We start from the raw sequence: 20,186 nt of genomic DNA on the forward strand, positions 1-20,186 counted from the left end.
TTTCTGTGCGGTTTGATCGCAGCCCGGGAGATCATCGCTGCCAAGAGGGGCAAGCACTTCCCGTTCGATCGTCCGCTTCAAGGCATCCAGGGGCAAGGCGTTCGGTTCCAGGCCGAAAAGGCGTAGGCGACGAACAGAACGGGAAGCAATGCCCACCAATCCAGGGAGCCAGCGATCGAGGGCGGGCTGGTGCTGACGACGCAGGGCGGGGATTTCGAATTGACCGTTCGGTCATCTCGGTGCAGCTCTCCTTGCAGGAAAGCCTGTCCTTCCGCCTGCTCACGGCGGAAGCAGCCGTCGCGCTCCTGCCTGCAAGGAAATAGCGCACAGCCGGCAGGAGGCGCACTCCATACCGGACGGGGCTTCAGCTTCTCAAGCGCTCACCCCGCGGGTCGAAGGCAGGCTCGGCGAGGATGCGCGCCTTGCGCGAGGCGCCCAATATGGCCACCGTCACGACATCGCCGGGTTGAGCCAGATCGGCTTTGACATAGGCAAGGGCCAATGACTGGCCGACCCAATAGCCATAGCTGCCGGAGGAAACCTGTCCGAGCGGGGTGCCGTCCGGCAGGAAGACCGGCTCGCCGCCAGTTGCGTCGGCATCCTCGGCCTCGATGGCCAGCGTGATCAGCCGGTCGCGCGGCGGATTGCCGGCGACAGCTGCATAGGCATCGCGATTGAGGAACTCGCCCTTGTCCAGCTTGATCAGGCGGGCGAGGCCGGATTCCTGGGGCCAATATTCGGGTGAGTATTCCCGCCCCCAGCTGCCATAGCCCTTCTCGATACGCAGCGACGCCATCGCCCTCGCACCGACAGGGCCGGCACCGAGTCCCTTTCCGGCCGCGAGCAAAGCGCGATAGAGCGCTTCCTGGTCACCGGTCTGGCAATGAAGCTCCCAGCCGAGATCGCCGGTGAAGGAAACCCGCAGGGCCACCACCTCGACCCCGGCCAGATTGAGACGGCGCGCCTGCATGAAGGGGAAGGAGCCGTTGGAAAGGTCTTCCGAAGTCAGGCCTTGCAGGAGCGCCCGCGCCTTTGGGCCGGCGACGCTGAAGCCGCACATGGCCTGCGTCATCGAGCGAAACAGCGTGCCCTCCGGCAGCGGCACCGCATTGAAGAAGCGCTGGTGATAGCGCTCCGCCATGCCGGAACCGAAGACCATGTAGTTGTCATCGGCGAGCTTGGCGACCGTGAAGTCGCCGGCAACGCCGCCTCGCCGGCCGATCAGGGGGGTGAGGCGGATCTGGCCGGTCCGGTCCGGCATGCGATTGGCGAACAAAGCATCGAGCCAGGCCTGGGCACCCGGGCCAGTGACCTCATATTTGGCGAAATTGGAGATGTCGATGATGCCGGCATGCTCGCGCAGCATGCGGGCTTCCCGTCCCACCGGCTCCCACCAGTTCTGGCGCGCGAAACCGGCGGTCTCCTCCCGTGGCTCGCCGTCGGCGGCGAACCAAAGCGGATGCTCCCAGCCGAAATTCAGGCCGAAGACGGCTCCCATGTCCTGCTGCATGGCATAAGCGGGGCGCGTGCGCACAGGCCGGCCGGCGCTGCGCTCCTCATTGGGAAAGTGGATCTTGAAGCGATGGCCGTATTGATCGCGCACCCGGGCCTTGGTGAAGGCCTTGTCGGCCCAGTCACCGAAGCGGGCGAGATCCCAGGCGAACATGTCGAGCGAGGGCTCGCCCTCGATCATCCATTCTGCGGCGAGCTTGCCCATGCCGCCCGACTGGGAGAAGCCGGGAATGATGCCGTTGCAGCAGAAATAATTCTTCATTTCCGGCACAGGGCCGAACAGAACGGCGCTGTCGGGTGACCAGATCATCGGGCCGTTGATCACCCGCCGGATGCCGGTCGAGCCGAGCACCGGCACGCGTTCGATCGCCCGCATCATGTTGTCTTCGATGCGGGCGAGATCGTCGGGAAACAACTCATGGCCGAAATTGGCGGGCGTGCCGTCCTCGGCCCAGAACCGCATGTCGCGCTCATAGGCGCCGACCAGCAAGCCCAAGCCCTCCTGGCGCAGGTAATATTCGCCGTCGCGATCCGCGACAGAGGGCAGGCGCCGATCGAGCGCGGCGATCTCGGGGATGGTTTGCGTGACGAAATACTGATGCTCGGTCGGCATCAGCGGTAGCGTCAGCCCGGCCATGGCCGCCACCTCGCGGGCCCACAGGCCCGCGGCATTGACGACCCATTGCGTGCGGATGTCGCCTTTTGGCGTGCGCACGATCCAACTGCCGTCGGGCTGGGCCTCGGTGCCCGTCACTGGCGTGAAGCGGTGGATTTCGGCGCCGCGCTGGCGTGCCCCGGTGGCATAGGCGGCCGTCACGCCCGACGGATCGACATTGCCGCCCTCGGGCTCGAACATGATGCAGCGTATGCCGGAGAAATCGACAAGCGGATGCAGTTTTTCGGCCTCGTTGCGCGAGACCTCGTAGAAGTTCATGCCATAGCGGCGGGCCTTGGCTTCCTGCAGCCGCAACTGGTGCTCGCGCTCTTCGGTCTGGGCCAGATAGAGGGAGCCGGGCTGGAAGATGCCGCAGCCCTGGCCGGTTTCGGCCTCGAGCTCCTTGTAGAGTGCCATGGTGTAGTGCTGCAGGCGGCTGATATTGGTGGAGTCGTGCAGGCCGTGAATGTTGGCGGCCGCATGCCAGGTCGATCCCGAAGTGAGTTCGTCCCGTTCCAGCAGGACGACATCGGTCCAGCCGAGCTTGGCGAGGTGATAGAGGATCGAGCAACCGATCAAACCGCCGCCGATGACGACGGCCTGGGCATGGCTACGCATGGAACGTACTTCCCGATGAACAACCGTCCGGCGAAGGCCGGTTGCCATCGGAAGATCCGCGGCGGGGCATTTGCCTGACCGCCCAAATCTAGGCAGCGGCGGGCTGGGCGGGTAGGCGGCCTTCCAGGCAAAAACTCGGTATTCGATCGAGAATGACCAAATAAAACGAGGTCATTGGCCTCGCGATCTTCGCTTGTTGTCGAACCTGTCAGGCCTAGGATCGGATCGGGGAAGTCTATCGGAGGATAGCGTCAGAGCAAGCGGCGTTGAGATCGCCTCTTCCTGGGATCGCCGGCATCCTGCCGGCTCTTCCTTACCTCCAACGGCCCGTGTCCAAGAGCCGGCAGGATGCCGGCGATCCCAGGCCTCCCCGCCTTCGGCGTATCGGTATTGTCAAACTTGGTATCAGGCTGCCTCCGCCCTGGCGCGGGCCAGGATCCATTCCTTGACGATTTTCACCACGCTACCCTTGGATGAGGCGTTGTCGGAAAGATAATAGCCCCACGGGCTGGGCGGGCGAACGCTGAAGGGTTCGGCCAGGAGCCCTCTCTTCAGAAAGGGGCGGGCGAGCGAAAGCTGCACGGCCACGCAACCCGCGCCGGCCGCCGCCAGTTCCAGGGCGATGTTGGAGGAGTTGGTGCTGAGATATTTCTCATGCTCCGACGTCTCGATGCCGAGGGCGGCTCCCATGCATTGCCAATATTCCTGCCGGCTGTGGACGAAGATCCAGCCCTGCTTGAGGATATCGGGGGGGGAGCGGATCGCGTTCGGGCCCGACAGGAATTGCGGCGCGCAAAGCAAGGCAAGGCTCTCGTCCCACAGGGCAATCGCCGCAGGCGGCTTGTTGTCGAAGCGCCTCGCGGCGATGGTGAGATCGGCTGCCGGCTCGCTGGGGTCTTCCCAGATCGTGCCATGCAGCACTACCTCGATGTCCGGGTGCCTGGCGTGGAAGGTGGCGATACAGCCGGTGAGCCAGTTGGTGGCAAGCGTCGCCGGGCAGGAAATCACCACCGTCCGGTTGCGGACGGAGGCAAGGATGGCTTCGGTGGCGTGATCGATCTGGTCGAGCGCCTGCCGAAGCGTCGGCAGGAAGGCCTCGCCCATCTCGGTCAGCTTCAGGCTGCGCGGGTAGCGCACGAACAATTGCCGGCCGATATAATGTTCCAGCGCCCGCACATGGGTGCTGATGGCGGCCTGGGTGTAGCCCAGTTCCTTGGCCGCCTCGGTAAAGCTCAAATGGCGGGCCGAGCATTCGAACGAGCGGATGTAGTTGAGCGGAGGAGGGGGCTTCATGGCGGCTCTTGATGTTTGCCGGAGGCTAGTCCAACCCCGCCTGCCTATTCAATGTCGCTTTTCGCCATGACATCAATTTTTTTGGGCAATGCCGCCAAACTAATCGCGTGAAAGGCCCGTCCCGCCGCACCTATCATGCCGAGTTGTCGGATGAATAAACCAGGGTGGGCGTAGCGGGCATGACACAGGACAGGCGTAGCGGGGGGCGCCGATCGAGAAGCACACGGGGCGGGGGCATTCCCCAACTGCCCTGGCAGCGCGTGTCGAACCCCTATTCACCCATGCAGATGTTGGATGAAGACCGCATGGAGGTGCTGCATCGCAGCTCGATGCGCATTCTTTCCGAACTCGGCATCCGGGTGATGAGCACGCGGGCGATGGATCTGTTCGAAAAGGCCGGCGCGCTCGTCGACCGGGACAGCCAGACCATCCGCATCGACGAGACGCTGGTGAAGGAGGCGCTCCGCACCGCGCCGAGCCGCTTTACCCTGACCGGCCGCAACCCCGACAAACAGCTCGAGATCGGCGGCAATGCGCTGGTCTTCGGCCTGGTGGCCGGGCCGCCCAACGTACATGACCGCGTCAACGGCCGACGAGCGGGTAATCTTGCAGACTATGAGAACTTCACCCGCCTGGCGCATTATTTCAACGCCATCCACATCCTGGGCAACCAGGTGTGCGCGCCGATCGAATTGCCGGCCAATTCGCGTCATCTCGATACCTACAGGGCCAATCTGCAGCTCAGCGACCTCAGCTTTCACTGCAGCGCCATCGGGCGCGGCCGGGCCATGGACGCCATCAACATGATGGCGATCGGCCGCGGCATCACGCTGGAAGAGATGCGCGCCTCGCCCGGTGTCATCACCATCATCTCCGTCAACTCGCCGCGCCTCTTCGACGACGCCATGGCGGATGGCCTCATGGCCATGGCCGAGCATGGCCAGCCGGTGACGGTGACCCCCTTCACGCTGATGGGCGCGATGACGCCGGTGACTTTGGCGGCTGCCCTGTGCCAGCAGAACGCCGAGGCCTTGTTCGGCGTCGTGCTGACGCAGCTCGTCAATCCGGGCACGCCGGTGATGTATGGTGCCTTCACCTCCAATGTCGACATGCGTTCCGGCGCGCCGGCCTTCGGCACGCCCGAGAATACCAAGGCCAACATCATCGCCGGCCAGCTCGCGCGGCGCTACGGCCTGCCCTACCGCACCTCCAATGCCAATGCTTCCAACGCCGTCGACCTGCAGGCAGCCTATGAGACGGAGATGGCGACCTGGGGCGCTGTCCTGGGCGGGGCCAACCTGATCTATCATGCCGCCGGCTGGCTGGAGGGCGGCCTCACGGCATCCTATGAAAAGCTCGTCCTCGACGTCGAGATCCTCCAGAACATGATGGAGTTCCTGCGGCCCATGCCCTTCGAGGAGGACGACCTGGGCTTCGAGGCGATCAAGGCCGTGCCGGCCGGCGGGCATTTCTTCGGCAGCGAACACACGATGTCGCGCTACGAAACCGCCTTCTATCAGCCGATGCTCTCCAATTGGCAGAACTATGGCAGCTGGCAGGAGGCAGGGGGGCGTGACGCGCTCGAGCGGGCGACCGGCCTCTGGCAGCAGGCCTTGCGGGAGTACCAGGAACCCGCGATGGACGATGCTGTTCGCGAGGAACTCGAGGCCTATATCACGCGCCGGCGCGCCGAGATCGGTGCCGGGGAACCCTGAGGCATGCCGCGCAAGGCCCGGCATGCGAACGAGGAAGGGATCGATGCCATGGAGACGAGGCCGAGCGAAAGGCCGGTCGGCGAGACGATCCGCTTTGCCGTGCTGATGTTCCCGGGCTTTCCGCTGATGGCGTTCAGCTCGGTGATCGAGCCGCTGCGCGCCGCCAATACGCTGTCGGGCAGGTGCTGCTATTCCTGGATCACGGTCGGTCCGGACGACGCCAAGGTGCGAGCCTCGAACGGCATCAACATCGAGCCGGATTTCGGCGTCCGGAACGCGCCTTCCGTCGATCGCATCGTGGTGTGCTCGGGCGGCGATGCCGATCATCTGGTCGCCGAGGATGCCATGGCCTGGATCCGCCGCAACCTCAGGGCCGGTGCCGACCTCGGCTCGGTCGCCGACGCGGCCTTCCTGCTGGCCCGGGCCGGGTTGCTCGACGGCCATGCCTGCACCCTGCATTGGACCAGCCAGCCGGCCTTTCGCGAGGCCTTCCCGGGCCTCGACATGAAGCGGGACCTCTATGTGATCGACCGGCGGCGCTTCACGGCTGCAGGCGGGGTGGGCAGCCTCGACATGATGCTGGAGATGATCGGCCGCGACCATGGCAGCGAGCTGTCTTCCGGCGTCGCCGAATGGTTCGTGCACAGCCCGTTGCGGTCGAGCGTGGACCGGCGGTTGATGCCGTTGCGCCTGCGCACCGGGATCGGCGACGAACTCGTGCTGGCTGCGGTGGCGATCATGGAGGACTGTGTCGAGGACCTGCTGCGCATGGATGCGCTGGCGCGGCGCCTCGGCGTATCGGCCGACAAGCTCGAACGTTGTTTCCGCTCAGAGCTCGGCGTCACGCCGAGCCACTACTACCGCAGCCTGCGGCTGAGGCGGGCGGCCGACCTGCTCACCCATTCGAGCCTGCGGGTCGGCGAGGTGGCCCTGGCCTGCGGCTTCAACAATGCGGCCAATTTCTCCCGGGCCTTCCGCGACAGCTTCGGCTACGCACCCCGGGGCGTGCGCCAGCGCAAGTCGATCTCGGGGGAGGTGCCCCGGATATGACAAGAAGGGTGACAAATGGCTGCCCAGCGGAATCGCGCATAGTTTTCGCGGAAAACGCGCAAACAATGCGCGCGCGGGTTGGCCACTGTTCATGGACAGGAGAACGTTCATGAGCATTGTGGTTTTCGATCCGGATCGCGTCGAGGATGTCGACTTCAAGGATCGCATGCGCCATCCGGCGGCTGCTGATCCGGCCGGCGGCATGTGGCTTTCCGATACCGAGCCTTCCTTCATCGATGCCGATGCCCTGCGCAAGGGGCGTCTTGCCCGGCTGCGGCGATGGATGGCCGAGGCGGGCTATGGCGCGGTCGTGCTGTTCGATCCCTACAACCAGCGCTATGCCACCGGCTCGCGCAACATGTTCGGCTATTTCCTGCGCAATTCCACGCGCTATTTCTTCATCCCGACCGAAGGGCCGATCGTCCTGTTCGAATATCCGCAGAGCTACCATGTCTCGATGGTGCTCGACACGGTCGACGAGGCCCGCCCCTCCAAGCTCGTCTGGTCGTCGGTCTCCGGCCGGGACGACGAGACGGCCGGCCCCTTTGCAGAAGAGATCACCGAACTCCTCAAGACGCATGGCGGCGGGTCGATGAAGCTCGGCCTCGACCGCTGCAGCCATCTGCAGGCGTTGGCGCTGCAAAAACGCGGCTGCGACGTCAGGGATTGCCAGGGCGAGATCCTGGCGGTGCGCGCGGTCAAGACACCGGAGGAGGTCAAGTGCCTCCAGGTCTCGATGGCCGGTGCCGAAGCCGCCGTTGCCTCGGTTCGGGAAGCAATCAAGCCGGGCGTTTCGGAGAACGAGCTCTTCGCCATCATGTATCACGAGGTGATCCGGCAGGGCGGCGAATTCATCGAGACGCGCCTTTTGAGCTCGGGCCAGCGCACCAATCCCTGGTTCAACGAGGCGAGCGGGCGCAAGATCCGCCCGGGCGAACTGGTGGCCCTCGATACCGATACGATCGGCTGCTACGGCTACTATTCCGATTTCTCCCGCACCTTCCGCTGCGGTCCGGGCAAGCCCACGGCCTATCAGAAGATGCTGTACCGCATGTCCTACGACCAGGTGCAGCACAATATCGGCATCGTGAAGCCGGGCATGGCCTTCCGCGAGATCGCCGAGAAGGCCTGGAAGATCCCGGAGCGCTTCGTCGACCAGCGCTACACCTCGGTGATGCACGGCGTGGGCATGCATGGGGAGACACCGTTCATCGCCCATTCGATCGATTACGAGACCTATGGCCGCGACGGCCACCTGGTGCCGGGCATGGTCGTCTCGGTGGAAAGCTATATCGGCGAGAAGGGCGGGCGCGAAGGCGTCAAGCTCGAAGACGAGATCCTCATCACCGAGACCGGCACGGAGCTGCTGTCGCGCTTTCCCTATGAAGACGAATTCCTGGAAGGACAGATCTGACGTGAAACGGACGCTTCGCATCGACACCGGCAAGATGGCGGCCATCTTCATCGATCTCCAGGAGGAGCATCGGGCCGATCCGCGCTATCTGGTCGAAGGCTATGCCGGCGTCCTGGCGCGGGCGCGCCGCCTGCAGGATGCGGCACGCCGGCATGGCATGCCGCTCTATCACGCCGCCTATGTCGTGGATCCGGCGGCGCCCGGCCGCCCGTTCCATCCGATGCAGGCTGACGGACGCTCGGCCTTCAGCGACAAGGACGATCCCAACATCGCGATCTGCGCCGAGGTGGCGCCGGCTCCAGGGGAGGCAGTCATCTTCAAATCGGAACCCAGCCTGTTCGGCGTTGCCTCACCGGCGGAAGAACTTCAGCGCAAGGGCATCGAATGGCTGGCGATCGCGGGGGTGTGGACCGAGGCCTGCGTCGATGCGACGGTCAAGGATGCCGTGGCCCTCGGCTTCCACGTGCTGCTGGTCAAGGATGCCTGCGGTACCGCGAGCACCGCGATGCACCAGACCGCCATCCTCAACCTGGCGAACCGGCTCTATGGCGGCGCGGTGGTGTCGACGGACGACGCCTGCCGCCTGATGGCGGGCGGGCCTGTCGAGGCCTGGCAGGTCCAGGGCTCGGTGCCCCTGCGTTTCACCTATGAGAATGCCTCAGGTCTCTACGCGGAACTGTGAGGGATGGTTTGCGGGTTCGAACGACGAAGACAAGACGAGGATCGCGGCGCATCGGCATGATGGAAATCCTGACCTTCATCTCCGACAATCTCCATGTGATCGGTGCCAGGGCACTCGAGCACATTTCCATCGTCTTCGTGGCGGTGAGCATCGCCATCGCCACGGCGGTACCGATCGGCATTGCGATCACCCAGTCCAAAACCGCGGCCGATGCCGTGCTCTATCTCGCCTCCATCATGATCACCGTGCCGTCCATCGCGCTGTTCGGGCTGATGATTCCGCTGCTTTCGCCTCTTGGCCACGGCATCGGCTATGTGCCGGCGGTGATCGCCGTGATCCTCTATTCGCAGCTTCCGATCATCCGCAACACCTATACCGCCATCGCCAATGTCGATCCGGCCCTTAGGGAAGCGGCCACGGGCATGGGCATGAGCACGGTCCAGCGGCTGCGCCAGGTCGAGATCCCCCTGGCCGTGCCGGTGATCATGGCGGGCGTGCGCACCGCCGTGGTGATGAATATCGGGGTGACCGCCATCGCCGCCTATATCGGCGCCGGCGGGCTCGGCACCTTCATCTCGCGCGGCATCAGCCAGTCCGATCCGCGGCAGCTGATCACGGGAGCCTTGGCCGTGTCTCTTCTGGCGATCGCCGCAGACCTGCTTCTCGCTCTGGTGCAGTGGCTGCTGACTTCCAAGGGCATCAAGGGCGGAGCGAGCCGATGATCCGTCTCGAACATCTCACCAAGACCTTCGAAACCGCGGGCAAGCCCTTCGTCGCCGTCGACGACATCAATCTCGATTTGCCGGCTGGGGAGATCTGTGTGCTGCTGGGGCCGTCGGGCTGCGGCAAGACCACGACCATGAAGATGATCAACCGCCTGATCCAGCCCACCAGCGGCAAGGTCTATATCGACGGCAAGGATACCAGCGCGACCGATCCGATCCAGCTCCGCCGTTCGATCGGCTATGTCATCCAGCAGATCGGCCTGTTTCCCAACAAGACCATCTGCGAGAACATCTGCGTGGTGCCCGATCTGCTGGGCTGGGACCGCCGGAAATCGCGCGCCCGGGCGGGCGAATTGCTCGAACTGGTGGGCATGCAGCCCGATCTTTTCCTTGCCCGCTATCCGCGAGAATTGTCCGGCGGCCAGCAGCAGCGCGTCGGCGTGCTGCGTGCGCTTGCCGCCGATCCGCCTGTCATGTTGATGGACGAGCCCTTCGGCGCGATCGACCCGATCAACCGCGAGGTGATCCAGGACGAATTCCTGAAGATGCAGCAGGCGATCCGCAAGACCATCATCTTCGTCTCGCACGATCTCGACGAGGCGGTGAAAATGGCCGACAAGATCGCCATCTTCCGCAGCGGGCGCCTGGAACAATATGCCAGCCCCGACGCGCTGCTGGCCAGGCCGGCCAATGCCTTCATCGAGAATTTCCTCGGCTCCGACCGGGCCCTCAAGCGCCTGCGGCTCGTCACGGCGGGGGAGGCGATGGCTGCGGAGTTCGATGCGGTGCGGGCCGAGGATCCGATCGCTCTGGCGCTCGAGAAGATGCAGGCTTCCGGCCAGCACGCCATCATCGTGGTTGCGGCAGATGGCAAGCCCGAAGGCCTGGTCGCGCTCGACCGCGCCAGGACTTCGACCGGAACAGTCGGTGACCATGCGCGTCCGGTGGAGACCACGGCCGCGCTCCATTCGGACCTGCGCAACGCGGTAGCCTCTATGTTCGCACAGGACATGCCGGTGCTGCCCTGCGTGGACGAGGCCGGGCAGCTCAAGGGCGTCCTGACCTATCGCTCGATCGTCGCCAGCCTCAGCCATGCCGGAGAAACGGGATGAGCGGGCCTGCGGCAACAATCGCGACCAGCCAGGGCAGGGGGCGTTCGCACCTCTGGGTGCCGCTGGCGATGTGGGCGGTGCTGCTCGCCATCTGTCTGTGGTTGTGGCTGAGCGGCATGGCGGGCGAGATCCTCGGCTATTGGGACGACATCACCTATCTGAGCGTGCAGCATATCGAGCTGGTGGCCTGGGCGGGCGGGCTTGCCATTCTCACCGCCGTTCCCGTGGGCATCCTGCTGTCGCGCCCGGCCCTCAGGCGGTTCTCCGAATTCGTGATGCAGATCTTCAATCTGGGCAGCACGATCCCGACGCTCGCCATCCTCGCTTTGTCGATGACCTGGCTCGGCATTGGCACCCTGCCGTCCGTGTTCGGGCTATGGGCGGCGACCTTGCTGCCGATCGTGCGTAATACCTATGCGGGTTTGCGCGCGGTTCCGCCCCATCTCCTGGAGGCGGCGCGCGGCATGGGCATGACACCGCTGCAGACCCTGTGGCGGGTGGAATTGCCCAATGCGCTGTTCGTCATCTTCGGCGGCATCCGCACTGCGCTGGCGATCTGCGTCGGTTCCGCCCCGCTCGCCTTCCTGATCGGGGCCGGCAGCCTCGGCGAATTGATCTTCACCGGCATCGCCCTCGACGAACTGCCGATGATGCTCGCCGGCGCCATTCCCACCGCGATCCTGGCCGTGCTCACCGATTTCCTGGTCGGCCGGCTGCAATATTACCTCGTCCCGCGAGGCATCAATCCGCTGCGCTGAACGGCGGCAACAAGCAACAGAGGGAAAGACGATGACAATGCTGAAGAAACTGGGCAGGAGCGTGTGTTCGGGCGTGTTTTCGGCTGTCGTACTGGCGGCGGCCGGTGGCGTGGCCCTGGCGGCCAATCTCACGGTCGGCGGCAAGGATTTTACCGAGCAGCAGATCATCGCCGAGATGACGACGCAGCTTTTGACCAGCAAGGGCTACACGATCGACAAGAAGAACGGCATGGGGACCAAGATCGTCCGCGCCGCCCTGGAGAACGGCGAGGTCGATCTTTATTGGGAATATACCGGCACCTCCCTCGTCACCTTCAACAAGGTGACGGACAAGCTCTCGCCGCAGCAGACCTATGATCGGGTCAAGCAGCTCGACGGCGAGAAGGGGCTGGTCTGGCTGGCGCCATCGAAGGCCAACAACACCTATGCCATGGTGGTGCGCAAGGACAATCCGAAGACGGACGGGCTGAAGACGGTCTCCGACATGGCGGCTGCCTACAAGGCCGGAACGGCGTTGATGATGGGCACCACCGCCGAATTCCCCAAGCGCCAGGATGGGTTGCTCGGCCTGCAGAAGACCTATGATTTCGAGGCCGGCCGCGCCAACGTCAAGCCGATGGATCTCGGTCTGGCCTATCGGGCCCTGGCCAACAAGGATCTCGACGTCATCTCAGCTCAGGCGACGGACGGCCAGATCGCGGCACTGGGGCTGCGCGTGCTCGCAGACGACAAGAGCTTCTTTCCCAACTACGCCCTGACGCCGGTGGTGCGAAAGACGGTGCTCGACGCCCATCCCGACCTGAAGCCGACCCTCGAGGCGCTCTCGGCCAAGCTCGACGACGCCACCATGCAGAAGCTCAACGGCGAGGTCGATGTCGACAAGAAGACGGTCGAGGTGGTCGCGGCCGATTTCCTCAAGCAGAACGGCCTGAAGTGAGCCCGATGGGTCGGCCCTGACGGGGCTGACCCCCTTCTTCCCGAAGTTTCGCGCCCGTGCCGCCTGAAGGCGGCCGGCAGGAGAGAGACCATGATCAGCATTCTGCCCAAGCGCGCGATCGCCGCCCTGTGCGTCGCGGCCTCCTTCGTGTTGTCCACGCCGGCCTTTGCCGCCTCGCTCACGGTCGGCGGCAAGGATTTCACCGAGCAGTTCCTGCTCGCCGAAATGACCCGGCAATTGCTGGAGAGCAAGGGCTATACCATCAACAAGAAGGACGGTATGGGCACCAACATCGTGCGTGCCGCCCTGGAGAACGGACAGGTCGATCTCTACTGGGAATATACGGGCACCTCGCTGGTGACCTTCAACAAGGTGACGGAACCGCTCTCACCCGAAGCGACCTATGCCAGGGTCAAGGAACTGGATGGCGCCAAGGGACTGGTCTGGCTCGCCCCCTCCAAGGCGAACAACACCTATGCCCTGGCGATCCGGCCGGGCAATGCCAAGACGGACGGCCTCAAGACCTTTTCCGATCTCGCAGCCGCCTACACAGACGGCAAGCCGGTCCTGCTCGGGGCCACGGCGGAGTTTCCCAAGCGCGAGGACGGCCTGATCGGCCTGGAGAAGAAATATGGTTTCAAGGCCGGGCGCGCCAATCTTCGGCCGATGGAGATCGGGCTCGTCTATAACGCCCTCGCGGCGGGCGACATCGACGTCGCCACAGTGGGTGCCACCGACGGGCGCATCGCCGCCATGAAGCTGACCCTGCTCAAGGACGACAAGGGCTTCTTCCCGAATTATGCACTCGTCCCGGTCGTCAGGCAGGCCGCGCTCGATGCCCATCCGGACCTGAAAGCAACGCTCGAAGCGCTCTCGGCCAAGCTGGACGACGCTACCATGCAGGCGCTGAACGGTGAGGTCGACGTCCACAAGAAGGCGATCGAGGATGTTGCCAAGGCCTACCTCAAGCAGGCGGGATTGCTTTGATCTTGGCTGGCACCTGGACTTGAACGATGAATGACCATCCTTGCGAGCGTAGCGAAGCAACCAGGGCTTCAGACGCAGTGTTTATAACCTCTGGATTGCTTCGCTGCGCTCGCAATGGCGACCGAACTGCCGATGGACCTCACCTCAACCCTGCCCGCGGTACCCGATAATGAAGCCGGACTACACTCGACTGATAGACGCCGAAACCTGGGGCTTCATCAACCGGACGAATGCCTTCTATCCGCCTGAAGCGGTCGACTGGCCGATCGAGCGCAACCGGGAGGTCTATGACCGGATGTCGCAGGCCTTTCATGCCGGTCGTCCCTCAGGTATTGCCGTCGAGACCACGGCTGTGGAGACGCTGAGCCATGCCATTCCGATCCGGATCTATTCGGTGGAAGGCGGCAATGATCGTGCGACGATCCTCTATTTCCATGGCGGCGGCTTCGTGCTGGGAGGCCTCGACAGCCATGACGACGTCTGCGCCGAGTTCTGCGCGGCGACAGGCCTGACGGTTGTCTCGGTCGATTATCGCCTGGCGCCCGAACATGGGGGAACGGCAGCGCTGGACGATGCCATTGCCGCCTATGGCTGGGTGACGGCCGGCCTCGAGCGCCCGGTTGCGCTGGCGGGCGATTCCGCCGGCGGCAATCTCGCCGCATGCTTGGCGGATCATGTGGGCAGAGAGGGGCGGCGACCGATCGGGCAGGCGCTGATCTATCCCCTGCTGGGGGCAGATGTCGACAAGGGCTCCTATCTGACCCATGCCGAGGCGCCCCTGCTGACCACCCGCGACGTCCTCTATTATCGCGATGTGCGCACCGGCGGCCTCGATTGCAGCGCCGATCCGCGCTTCACGCCGCTTGCCAGCCCCAGCTTCGGCCACCTGCCGCCGACCTTCGTCTTTACGGCCCAATGCGACCCGCTTTCTTCCGATGGCGAGGTCTATTGCAGCCGGCTGCGCGCCGAGGGCGTCCCCGCCTCCTGGCACGAGGAGAGGGGCCTGCCGCACAGTTTTCTGAGAGCCCGAGGGATGTCATCCCGGGCCAGGGCGGCGATGGACCGCATCACCCAGGCTCTCTCGACGCTTGCAACTGGCGCGCGCGCTTAGGCCAGGCAACGCCACCGCATCGATATCAGGAAGGAACGAGCAATATGGTCAAGATCTCGCAGGTGCGCGTCAGGCCGCTGGTGCTGCCCCTCAAGCAGCCCTATCACTGGTCCTACGGCATCAGGGAGAATTTCGCCGTCAATCTGGTCGAGATCGAGGCCGACAACGGGATGGTCGGCATCGGCGAATGCACCGTGGCACCGGACCAGGCCGGGACGGCGGCGATCCTCAGGCGGCTGACGAGGCATCTGGTCGGCCAGTCCCCCTATGACGTCGCGCCGCTGATCGCGCGCATCTTCCACCAGGAATATCTTGGCCATGGCGCCAACATCATGCGCGCCGCCAACCAGATGTTTTCGGGCGTAGACATGGCAATGTGGGACCTGCAGGGCAAGCTTGCCGGCCTGCCGGTCCATCGTCTCCTCGGCGGCGCCCATCGCCCGGCCATCGGCTATTTCTATTTCCTGCAGGGGGAGACCGCCGAGGAACTGGCGCGCGATGCCGCGGCCGGCCGGGAGCGCGGCGAGCGTGTCTTCTATTTGAAGGTCGGCCGGGGCGAGAAGCTTGACCTCGAAATCACCGCGGCGGTGCGCCGCGAGATCGGCGATGCCCGCCTGCGGCTCGATGCCAATGAAGGCTGGAGCGTACATGACGCGATCAACATGTGCCGCAAGCTCGAGAAATTCGAGATCGAGTTCATCGAGCAGCCGACCGTGAGCTGGAGCATCCCGGCCATGGCGCATGTGCGCGAAGCCGTCGGCATTCCGATCGTCGCCGACCAGGCGGCCTTCACGCTCTACGACGTCCATGAGATCTGCCGCCAGCGCGCCGCCGACATGATCTGCATCGGGCCGCGCGAGATCGGCGGCATCCAGCCCATGCTGAAGGCGGCGGCGGTCGCCGAGGCGGCGGGGCTGAAGATCTGCATCCACAGTTCCTTCACCACCGGCATCACCACTTGTGCCGAGCACCACATCGCGCTTGCCATCCCCAATCTCGACGACGGCAACCAGATCATGTGGCAGCTGGTGCAAAAGGACATCGTGGCTTCCCCCGACCTCGATCCGAAGCAGGGCTGGATCGAGGCTCTCCAGGCTCCCGGCCTCGGCTTCGAGCTCGACGGGGATCTGGTCGGGGACGGCGAGAAACGATTTGCACAGGCGGCGTAAGGCAGCCTGATCGTCGCTCCACCGATCATCGCAGGCTCGGCGCCGTGCCTTTCGAGCTCCGATCAGAGGCCGAGAGCGACTTTTCGGCCGTCGAAAAAGGCATAGGGGGCCTGGCGCGGCGCTGCGCCGTCGCCGATCTCGACATGGGGTACGTCCCGGGCCGCAAGGTCCGTGGCGAGCCAATTCGCCGCGATATTGGTCATGGCCAGCACCAGGCTGTCGGCTGCAATAAACGATCTTTCACCGTTGTTGTGGTCGATGATCGTGGCGCCCTGGCCATGCCATTCGGCGATGCTGACCTCGACCTGCCAGCTGACGCCGAGCTTCTTGAGGATCCGCCGCAGGGGAACGTCGGCGGTAGTGCGCTGCAGTTCCTTGCCGACGAAGGCATCCGGCGTGAGAATGGTGACCTCGTGGCCATCCTCCGCGAGTTTCCAGGCCGTCCCGCCGCCGCGCCAGCCGCCGCCCTCGTCGAGCAGCAGCACCCGCTTGCCGAGACGGGCCTGGCGGCTCATCACGGCCTCGATCGAAAAGACATTGCCCTTTTCGATGCCGGGCAGCGTTTCGATTGCCGGAAGGGCTTTCTGGAAGCCGGTGTCGGGCGGCAGGGAGCCTGTGGCGAGGATGACGGCATCCGGTACCATCGCCGCCACGTCGTCGGCCTCCATATAGCAGTTCAGGCGGATATCGACGCCGAGCTTGTGCAACTGGCGTTCATACCAGGCGATGAGATCGAGGATCTGGGCGCGGCGCGGCTGCAGGCCGGCGAGCAGGAAATTGCCGCCGAGCCGGCTGGAAGCCTCGGCCAGCGTTACTCTGTGTCCGCGTTCGGCGGCGACCCGGGCTGCTTCCAGGCCTGCCGGGCCACCACCCACCACCAGGACATGCCTTGGCGTGGCGGCCGGCTCGAAACGGTCGCCGCCCCACATGAACTCCCGCCCGACGGAGGGATTGATCAGGCAGCTGATCCAATAGTCGCGCGAGCGGCGGCCCCAGCACATCTGGTTGCAGGAGATGCAACCCCTGATGTCGTCGGGCCGGTCTTCGCCGGCCTTCCGGGCCAGATGCGGATCGGCGATCTGGCCGCGCACGATGGAAACCAGGTCGGCAACCCCTTCGCCCAGGACCGTCTCGGCATTTTCGGGGGTGCGGATATGGCTTTCGGCAATGACGACCGCATGCGTCGTGGCGGCCTTGATCCTGGCCGCCAGATCTGCACCGAGCTTTTCGGGATAGAGAAAGGTCGGCATCAGCTTGTGAAAGTCGAGATAGCCGCCGGAACCGCAGGTGACGTAGTCGATCAGGCCCTGCCGGTCATGCAGGCCCACGATTTCGGCCAGTTCGTCGCGGCTGAGCGCGACGGTGTAGTCGGGCTCGTCGCTGATGGCCAGGCCGATGATGAAATCCTCGCCGCATGTCTTGCGGATGCGCGTGAGGATTTCCCGCGACAGGCGCGTGCGGTTTTCCAGCGTACCGCCCCATTGGTCCTCGCGGCGGTTGGTCCAGGGCGTCCAGAACTGGTCGACCAGGCCGAGATAGGCGGCCCAGACCTCCACGCCGTCGAAGCCGGCGGCCCGGCACCGGCGCGCAGCCTCCACGAAACTCTCGATCGTCTCCCAGATCTCGGCCTCGCTCATCGCATGCGAGCCGTCGCTGTCATGGTAGCTCGGCAGGCCCGAGGGGGACCAATGGGGATGGAAGGAATTGTCGGAATCGCCATGGGCGCCGATGTGATAGAGCTGCTGGACGGCGACGGCGCCATTGTCCTTGATGGCGCCGACGACTTTCCGAAAGGCGGGTATGACGCTGTCGTCGCAGGGGCGGAAATTGCCGCGGGTGAGGATGGCAGCGGGATGGACGGGCATCGGCTCCACCACGATCATGCCGGCGCCGCCCTTGGCACGTTCGGCATAATAGGCCGCATGCCGTTCCGTCGGCAGCCCGTTCACGGCCATGTTCGCGGTGTGGGCGCCGAAGACGATCCTGTTCCTCAGCGTGTGCGTGCCGATCGTAAGGGGTGAGAACAGGCGGGGAAACTGCTTGGACACCGTGGCCATCCGGCAGGTTGAGAGGGCGTTGGCGAGGGGCGAGGGCTTCTCCCGCCCCTCGGATTGCTTGCTTTTGCAGCCGACCGTCAGTGCGCAGGCACGACGGCAGCTATGAGCCGCCCCGAGATTCACCACGCCGACGGGCCTGCCCGCCGGATCGAGGATGGCGTCGTCGTCATGCCGGCGGTGGACGAGCACTTGGGACGAAGCCCATGCTGCCATAGCCTCCCGTTTAGAAGCAATAAAAATGTACACTATTGTCAAAAAACATGACGACACAGTTAGAGATCAATTGACACTTATGTACATTTTGCCTAGCTTTTCGGTGCACATGCAACGCTGGACCCCCGAGCCATGTCGAACGATCCTCTCCTGCAGCCCTTTCAGCTCAAGCATCTCACGCTGCGCAACCGCATCATCGTGACCTCGCATGAACCGGCCTATCCCGAGGACGGCATGCCGAAGGAGCGCTATCGGGCCTATCACGTGGAGCGGGCCAAGGGCGGGGTCGCCATGACCATGACGGCGGGATCGGCAGCCATTTCGAAGGACAGCCCGCCGGTCTTCAACAACCTCCTCGCCTACAAGGACGAGATCGTGCCCTGGCTCAAGGACCTGACCGACGCCGTCCACGAGCACGGCGCGGCCGTGATGATCCAGCTCACGCATCTCGGCCGCCGCACGCGCTGGGACAAGGGCGATTGGCTGCCGGTCGTAGCCCCATCCCACCAGCGCGAAGCAGCGCACCGTGCCTTTCCCAAGAAGCTGGAAGACTGGGACATCGAGCGCATCATCAAGGATTTCGCCGACGCGGCTGAGCGCATGAAGGCCGGCGGCATGGATGGCATCGAGCTCGAAGCCTATGGCCATCTGATCGACCAGTTCTGGTCGCCGCTCACCAACGAACTGGACGGCCCCTATGGCGGTTCGCTTGAAAATCGCCTTCGCTTCGGCTTCGACGTCCTGAAGGCCATCCGCGAGCGGGTCGGGCCCGACTTCCTCGTCGGCGTGCGCTACACGGCGGACGAGCAGCTCGAGGGCGGCACGACCAAGGAAGAGGGCCTGGAGATCTCACGCCGGCTCAAGGAGAGCGGCCTGATCGACTTTCTCAATGTCATCCGCGGCCATATCGATACCGATGCCGGGCTGACCGACGTCATACCGATCCAGGGCATGGCGAACTCGCCGCACCTGGATTTCGCCGGGGAGATCCGAGCGGCCACGCAGTTTCCCACTTTCCATGCCGCCAAGATCCCGGATGTCGCCACGGCGCGTCATGCCATCGCCGCCGGCAAGGTCGACATGATCGGGATGACGCGTGCCCACATGACGGATCCGCATCTGGTCCGCAAGATCATCGAAAAACGCGAGGACGACATCCGGCCCTGCGTCGGCGCCAATTACTGCCTCGACCGCATCTATCAGGGCGGAGCCGCCTATTGCATCCACAATCCGGCCACCGGCCGCGAGCTGACGATGCCGCATACCCTGCAAGCGGCCGAAGTTCGCAAGACCGTTGCCGTCATCGGCGCTGGTCCGGCGGGCCTGGAGGCGGCGAGGGTCGCCGCCGGGCGGGGGCACCGGGTCGTCGTGTTCGAGGCTGCCGGCAAGCCGGGCGGGCAGGTCAGGCTCACCGCCCAGAGCCCGCGGCGCAAGGAGATGATCAGCATCATCGAGTGGCGCATGAGCCAGTGCGAGAAGCTGGGCGTGACCTTCCATTTCAACACCTGGGCGGATGCCGACAGTATCGAGGCCGAGAAGCCGGACGTGGTGATCGTCGCCACGGGCGGGCTGCCGCATACGGAAGTGCTCTCCAAGGGCAACGAGCTCGTCGTCTCCGCCTGGGACATCATTTCAGGCGATGTCAAACCCGGTTCCAACGTGCTCATCTTCGACGATGCCGGCGACCATGCCGGTTTGCAGGCCGCCGAGATCCTGGCGCAGGCGGGGGCGAAGGTGGAGATCATGACGCCGGACCGCTCTTTCGCACCCGAGGTCATGGGCATGAATTTGGTGCCCTATATGCGTTCCCTGCAGAAACTGGATGTCACCTTCACCGTTACCTACCGCCTTCTTGCCGTTGAAAAGGCGGGGAACCAGCTGGTCGCCCAGATCGGCAGCGACTATGGCGGCATCGTCAAGCAGCGCAGTTTCGACCAGATCGTCGTCAATCACGGCACGATCCCGCTCGACGACCTCTATTTCGAGCTGAAGCCGTCCTCGAGCAATCTCGGCGAGATGTCCTACGAGCAATTGATCGCCGGCCAGCCCCAATCCGTGGTCCGCAACGGGGGAGGCCAGTTCCAGCTCTTCCGCATCGGTGATGCGGTTGCCGCTCGCAATACCCATGCGGCCATCTATGATGGCCTCAGGCTGGCCAAGGATATTTGATCGCGAGGG

Annotated in this window: 15 protein-coding genes; 12 read left to right on the plus strand and 3 right to left on the minus strand. The window is 64.5% G+C overall.

Annotated features, from left to right (window positions below):
* Positions 1-364: 364 nt before the first annotated feature.
* Positions 365-2,785, minus strand: coding sequence for an FAD-dependent oxidoreductase (locus tag BA190_RS32620; protein ID WP_068298478.1), 2,421 nt, complete (start codon positions 2,783-2,785; stop codon positions 365-367).
* 405 nt (positions 2,786-3,190) lie between these two features.
* A complete protein-coding gene (locus BA190_RS32625; protein ID WP_068298482.1) occupies positions 3,191-4,078 on the minus strand; it encodes a LysR substrate-binding domain-containing protein in 888 nt (295 codons plus the stop codon).
* Positions 4,079-4,257: 179 nt separating this feature from the next.
* On the opposite strand from BA190_RS32625, the gene BA190_RS32630 reads away from it, so the two are divergent.
* From BA190_RS32630 to BA190_RS32680, 11 genes are all read left to right on the plus strand, one after another.
* Entirely contained in the window at positions 4,258-5,793 is a 1,536-nt protein-coding gene (locus BA190_RS32630) for a trimethylamine methyltransferase family protein (protein ID WP_068298485.1), read from the plus strand.
* A gap of 48 nt (positions 5,794-5,841) precedes the next feature.
* The gene (locus tag BA190_RS32635; protein WP_068298555.1) at positions 5,842-6,843 is read left to right on the plus strand and encodes a GlxA family transcriptional regulator; all 1,002 of its coding nucleotides are present in this window, start codon (positions 5,842-5,844) and stop codon (positions 6,841-6,843) included.
* 109 nt (positions 6,844-6,952) lie between these two features.
* Entirely contained in the window at positions 6,953-8,257 is a 1,305-nt protein-coding gene (locus tag BA190_RS32640) for a Xaa-Pro peptidase family protein (protein ID WP_068298488.1), read from the plus strand.
* 1 nt (position 8,258) lies between these two features.
* A complete protein-coding gene (locus BA190_RS32645) occupies positions 8,259-8,939 on the plus strand; it encodes an isochorismatase family protein (protein WP_068298491.1) in 681 nt (226 codons plus the stop codon).
* Between the two features lie 59 nt (positions 8,940-8,998).
* Positions 8,999-9,661: an ABC transporter permease gene (locus BA190_RS32650; protein WP_068298559.1), complete on the plus strand. Its 663-nt coding sequence runs from the start codon at positions 8,999-9,001 to the stop codon at positions 9,659-9,661.
* On the plus strand, positions 9,658-10,776 hold the full coding sequence (locus BA190_RS32655; protein ID WP_068298494.1) for an ABC transporter ATP-binding protein: 1,119 nt from the start codon (positions 9,658-9,660) through the stop codon (positions 10,774-10,776). The genes BA190_RS32650 and BA190_RS32655 overlap by 4 nt, the downstream gene beginning before the upstream one ends.
* Positions 10,773-11,534: an ABC transporter permease gene (locus BA190_RS32660; protein ID WP_305773780.1), complete on the plus strand. Its 762-nt coding sequence runs from the start codon at positions 10,773-10,775 to the stop codon at positions 11,532-11,534. Before BA190_RS32655 ends, BA190_RS32660 begins: the two co-directional genes overlap by 4 nt.
* A 31-nt stretch (positions 11,535-11,565) precedes the next feature.
* Positions 11,566-12,471, plus strand: coding sequence for a glycine betaine ABC transporter substrate-binding protein (locus BA190_RS32665; RefSeq protein ID WP_068298495.1), 906 nt, complete (start codon positions 11,566-11,568; stop codon positions 12,469-12,471).
* 90 nt (positions 12,472-12,561) lie between these two features.
* Positions 12,562-13,458, plus strand: coding sequence for a glycine betaine ABC transporter substrate-binding protein (locus tag BA190_RS32670; protein ID WP_156771800.1), 897 nt, complete (start codon positions 12,562-12,564; stop codon positions 13,456-13,458).
* A gap of 169 nt (positions 13,459-13,627) precedes the next feature.
* The gene (locus BA190_RS32675; protein WP_068298497.1) at positions 13,628-14,569 is read left to right on the plus strand and encodes an alpha/beta hydrolase; all 942 of its coding nucleotides are present in this window, start codon (positions 13,628-13,630) and stop codon (positions 14,567-14,569) included.
* 44 nt (positions 14,570-14,613) lie between these two features.
* On the plus strand, positions 14,614-15,738 hold the full coding sequence (locus BA190_RS32680) for a mandelate racemase/muconate lactonizing enzyme family protein (protein WP_068298501.1): 1,125 nt from the start codon (positions 14,614-14,616) through the stop codon (positions 15,736-15,738).
* 62 nt (positions 15,739-15,800) lie between these two features.
* Here BA190_RS32680 and BA190_RS32685 read toward each other — a convergent pair whose 3' ends face one another.
* Positions 15,801-17,786 carry an FAD-dependent oxidoreductase gene (locus tag BA190_RS32685; RefSeq protein WP_068298569.1) on the minus strand — a complete coding sequence of 662 codons (1,986 nt, stop codon included), beginning with the start codon at positions 17,784-17,786 and terminating at the stop codon, positions 15,801-15,803.
* A 354-nt stretch (positions 17,787-18,140) separates the two neighbouring features.
* On the opposite strand from BA190_RS32685, the gene BA190_RS32690 reads away from it, so the two are divergent.
* Positions 18,141-20,177, plus strand: coding sequence for an NADH:flavin oxidoreductase (locus BA190_RS32690; protein ID WP_068298503.1), 2,037 nt, complete (start codon positions 18,141-18,143; stop codon positions 20,175-20,177).
* Positions 20,178-20,186: the final 9 nt, after the last annotated feature.

The organism is Labrys sp. WJW (assembly GCF_001676615.1).
In the GTDB taxonomy this organism is placed as follows: Bacteria; Pseudomonadota; Alphaproteobacteria; order Rhizobiales; family Labraceae; genus Labrys; species Labrys sedimenti.

Bases quoted from the DNA above. Each gene is read 5' to 3' on its own strand.
- BA190_RS32620 (WP_068298478.1), bottom strand. From the start codon at position 2,785: ATGCGTAGCCATGCCCAGGCCGTCGTCATCGGCGGCGGTTTGATCGGT.
- BA190_RS32625 (WP_068298482.1), bottom strand. From the start codon at position 4,078: ATGAAGCCCCCTCCTCCGCTCAACTACATCCGCTCGTTCGAATGCTCG.
- BA190_RS32630 (WP_068298485.1), top strand. From the start codon at position 4,258: ATGACACAGGACAGGCGTAGCGGGGGGCGCCGATCGAGAAGCACACGG.
- BA190_RS32635 (WP_068298555.1), top strand. From the start codon at position 5,842: ATGGAGACGAGGCCGAGCGAAAGGCCGGTCGGCGAGACGATCCGCTTT.
- BA190_RS32640 (WP_068298488.1), top strand. From the start codon at position 6,953: ATGAGCATTGTGGTTTTCGATCCGGATCGCGTCGAGGATGTCGACTTC.
- BA190_RS32650 (WP_068298559.1), top strand. From the start codon at position 8,999: ATGGAAATCCTGACCTTCATCTCCGACAATCTCCATGTGATCGGTGCC.
- BA190_RS32655 (WP_068298494.1), top strand. From the start codon at position 9,658: ATGATCCGTCTCGAACATCTCACCAAGACCTTCGAAACCGCGGGCAAG.
- BA190_RS32660 (WP_305773780.1), top strand. From the start codon at position 10,773: ATGAGCGGGCCTGCGGCAACAATCGCGACCAGCCAGGGCAGGGGGCGT.
- BA190_RS32665 (WP_068298495.1), top strand. From the start codon at position 11,566: ATGACAATGCTGAAGAAACTGGGCAGGAGCGTGTGTTCGGGCGTGTTT.
- BA190_RS32670 (WP_156771800.1), top strand. From the start codon at position 12,562: ATGATCAGCATTCTGCCCAAGCGCGCGATCGCCGCCCTGTGCGTCGCG.
- BA190_RS32675 (WP_068298497.1), top strand. From the start codon at position 13,628: ATGAAGCCGGACTACACTCGACTGATAGACGCCGAAACCTGGGGCTTC.
- BA190_RS32680 (WP_068298501.1), top strand. From the start codon at position 14,614: ATGGTCAAGATCTCGCAGGTGCGCGTCAGGCCGCTGGTGCTGCCCCTC.
- BA190_RS32690 (WP_068298503.1), top strand. From the start codon at position 18,141: ATGTCGAACGATCCTCTCCTGCAGCCCTTTCAGCTCAAGCATCTCACG.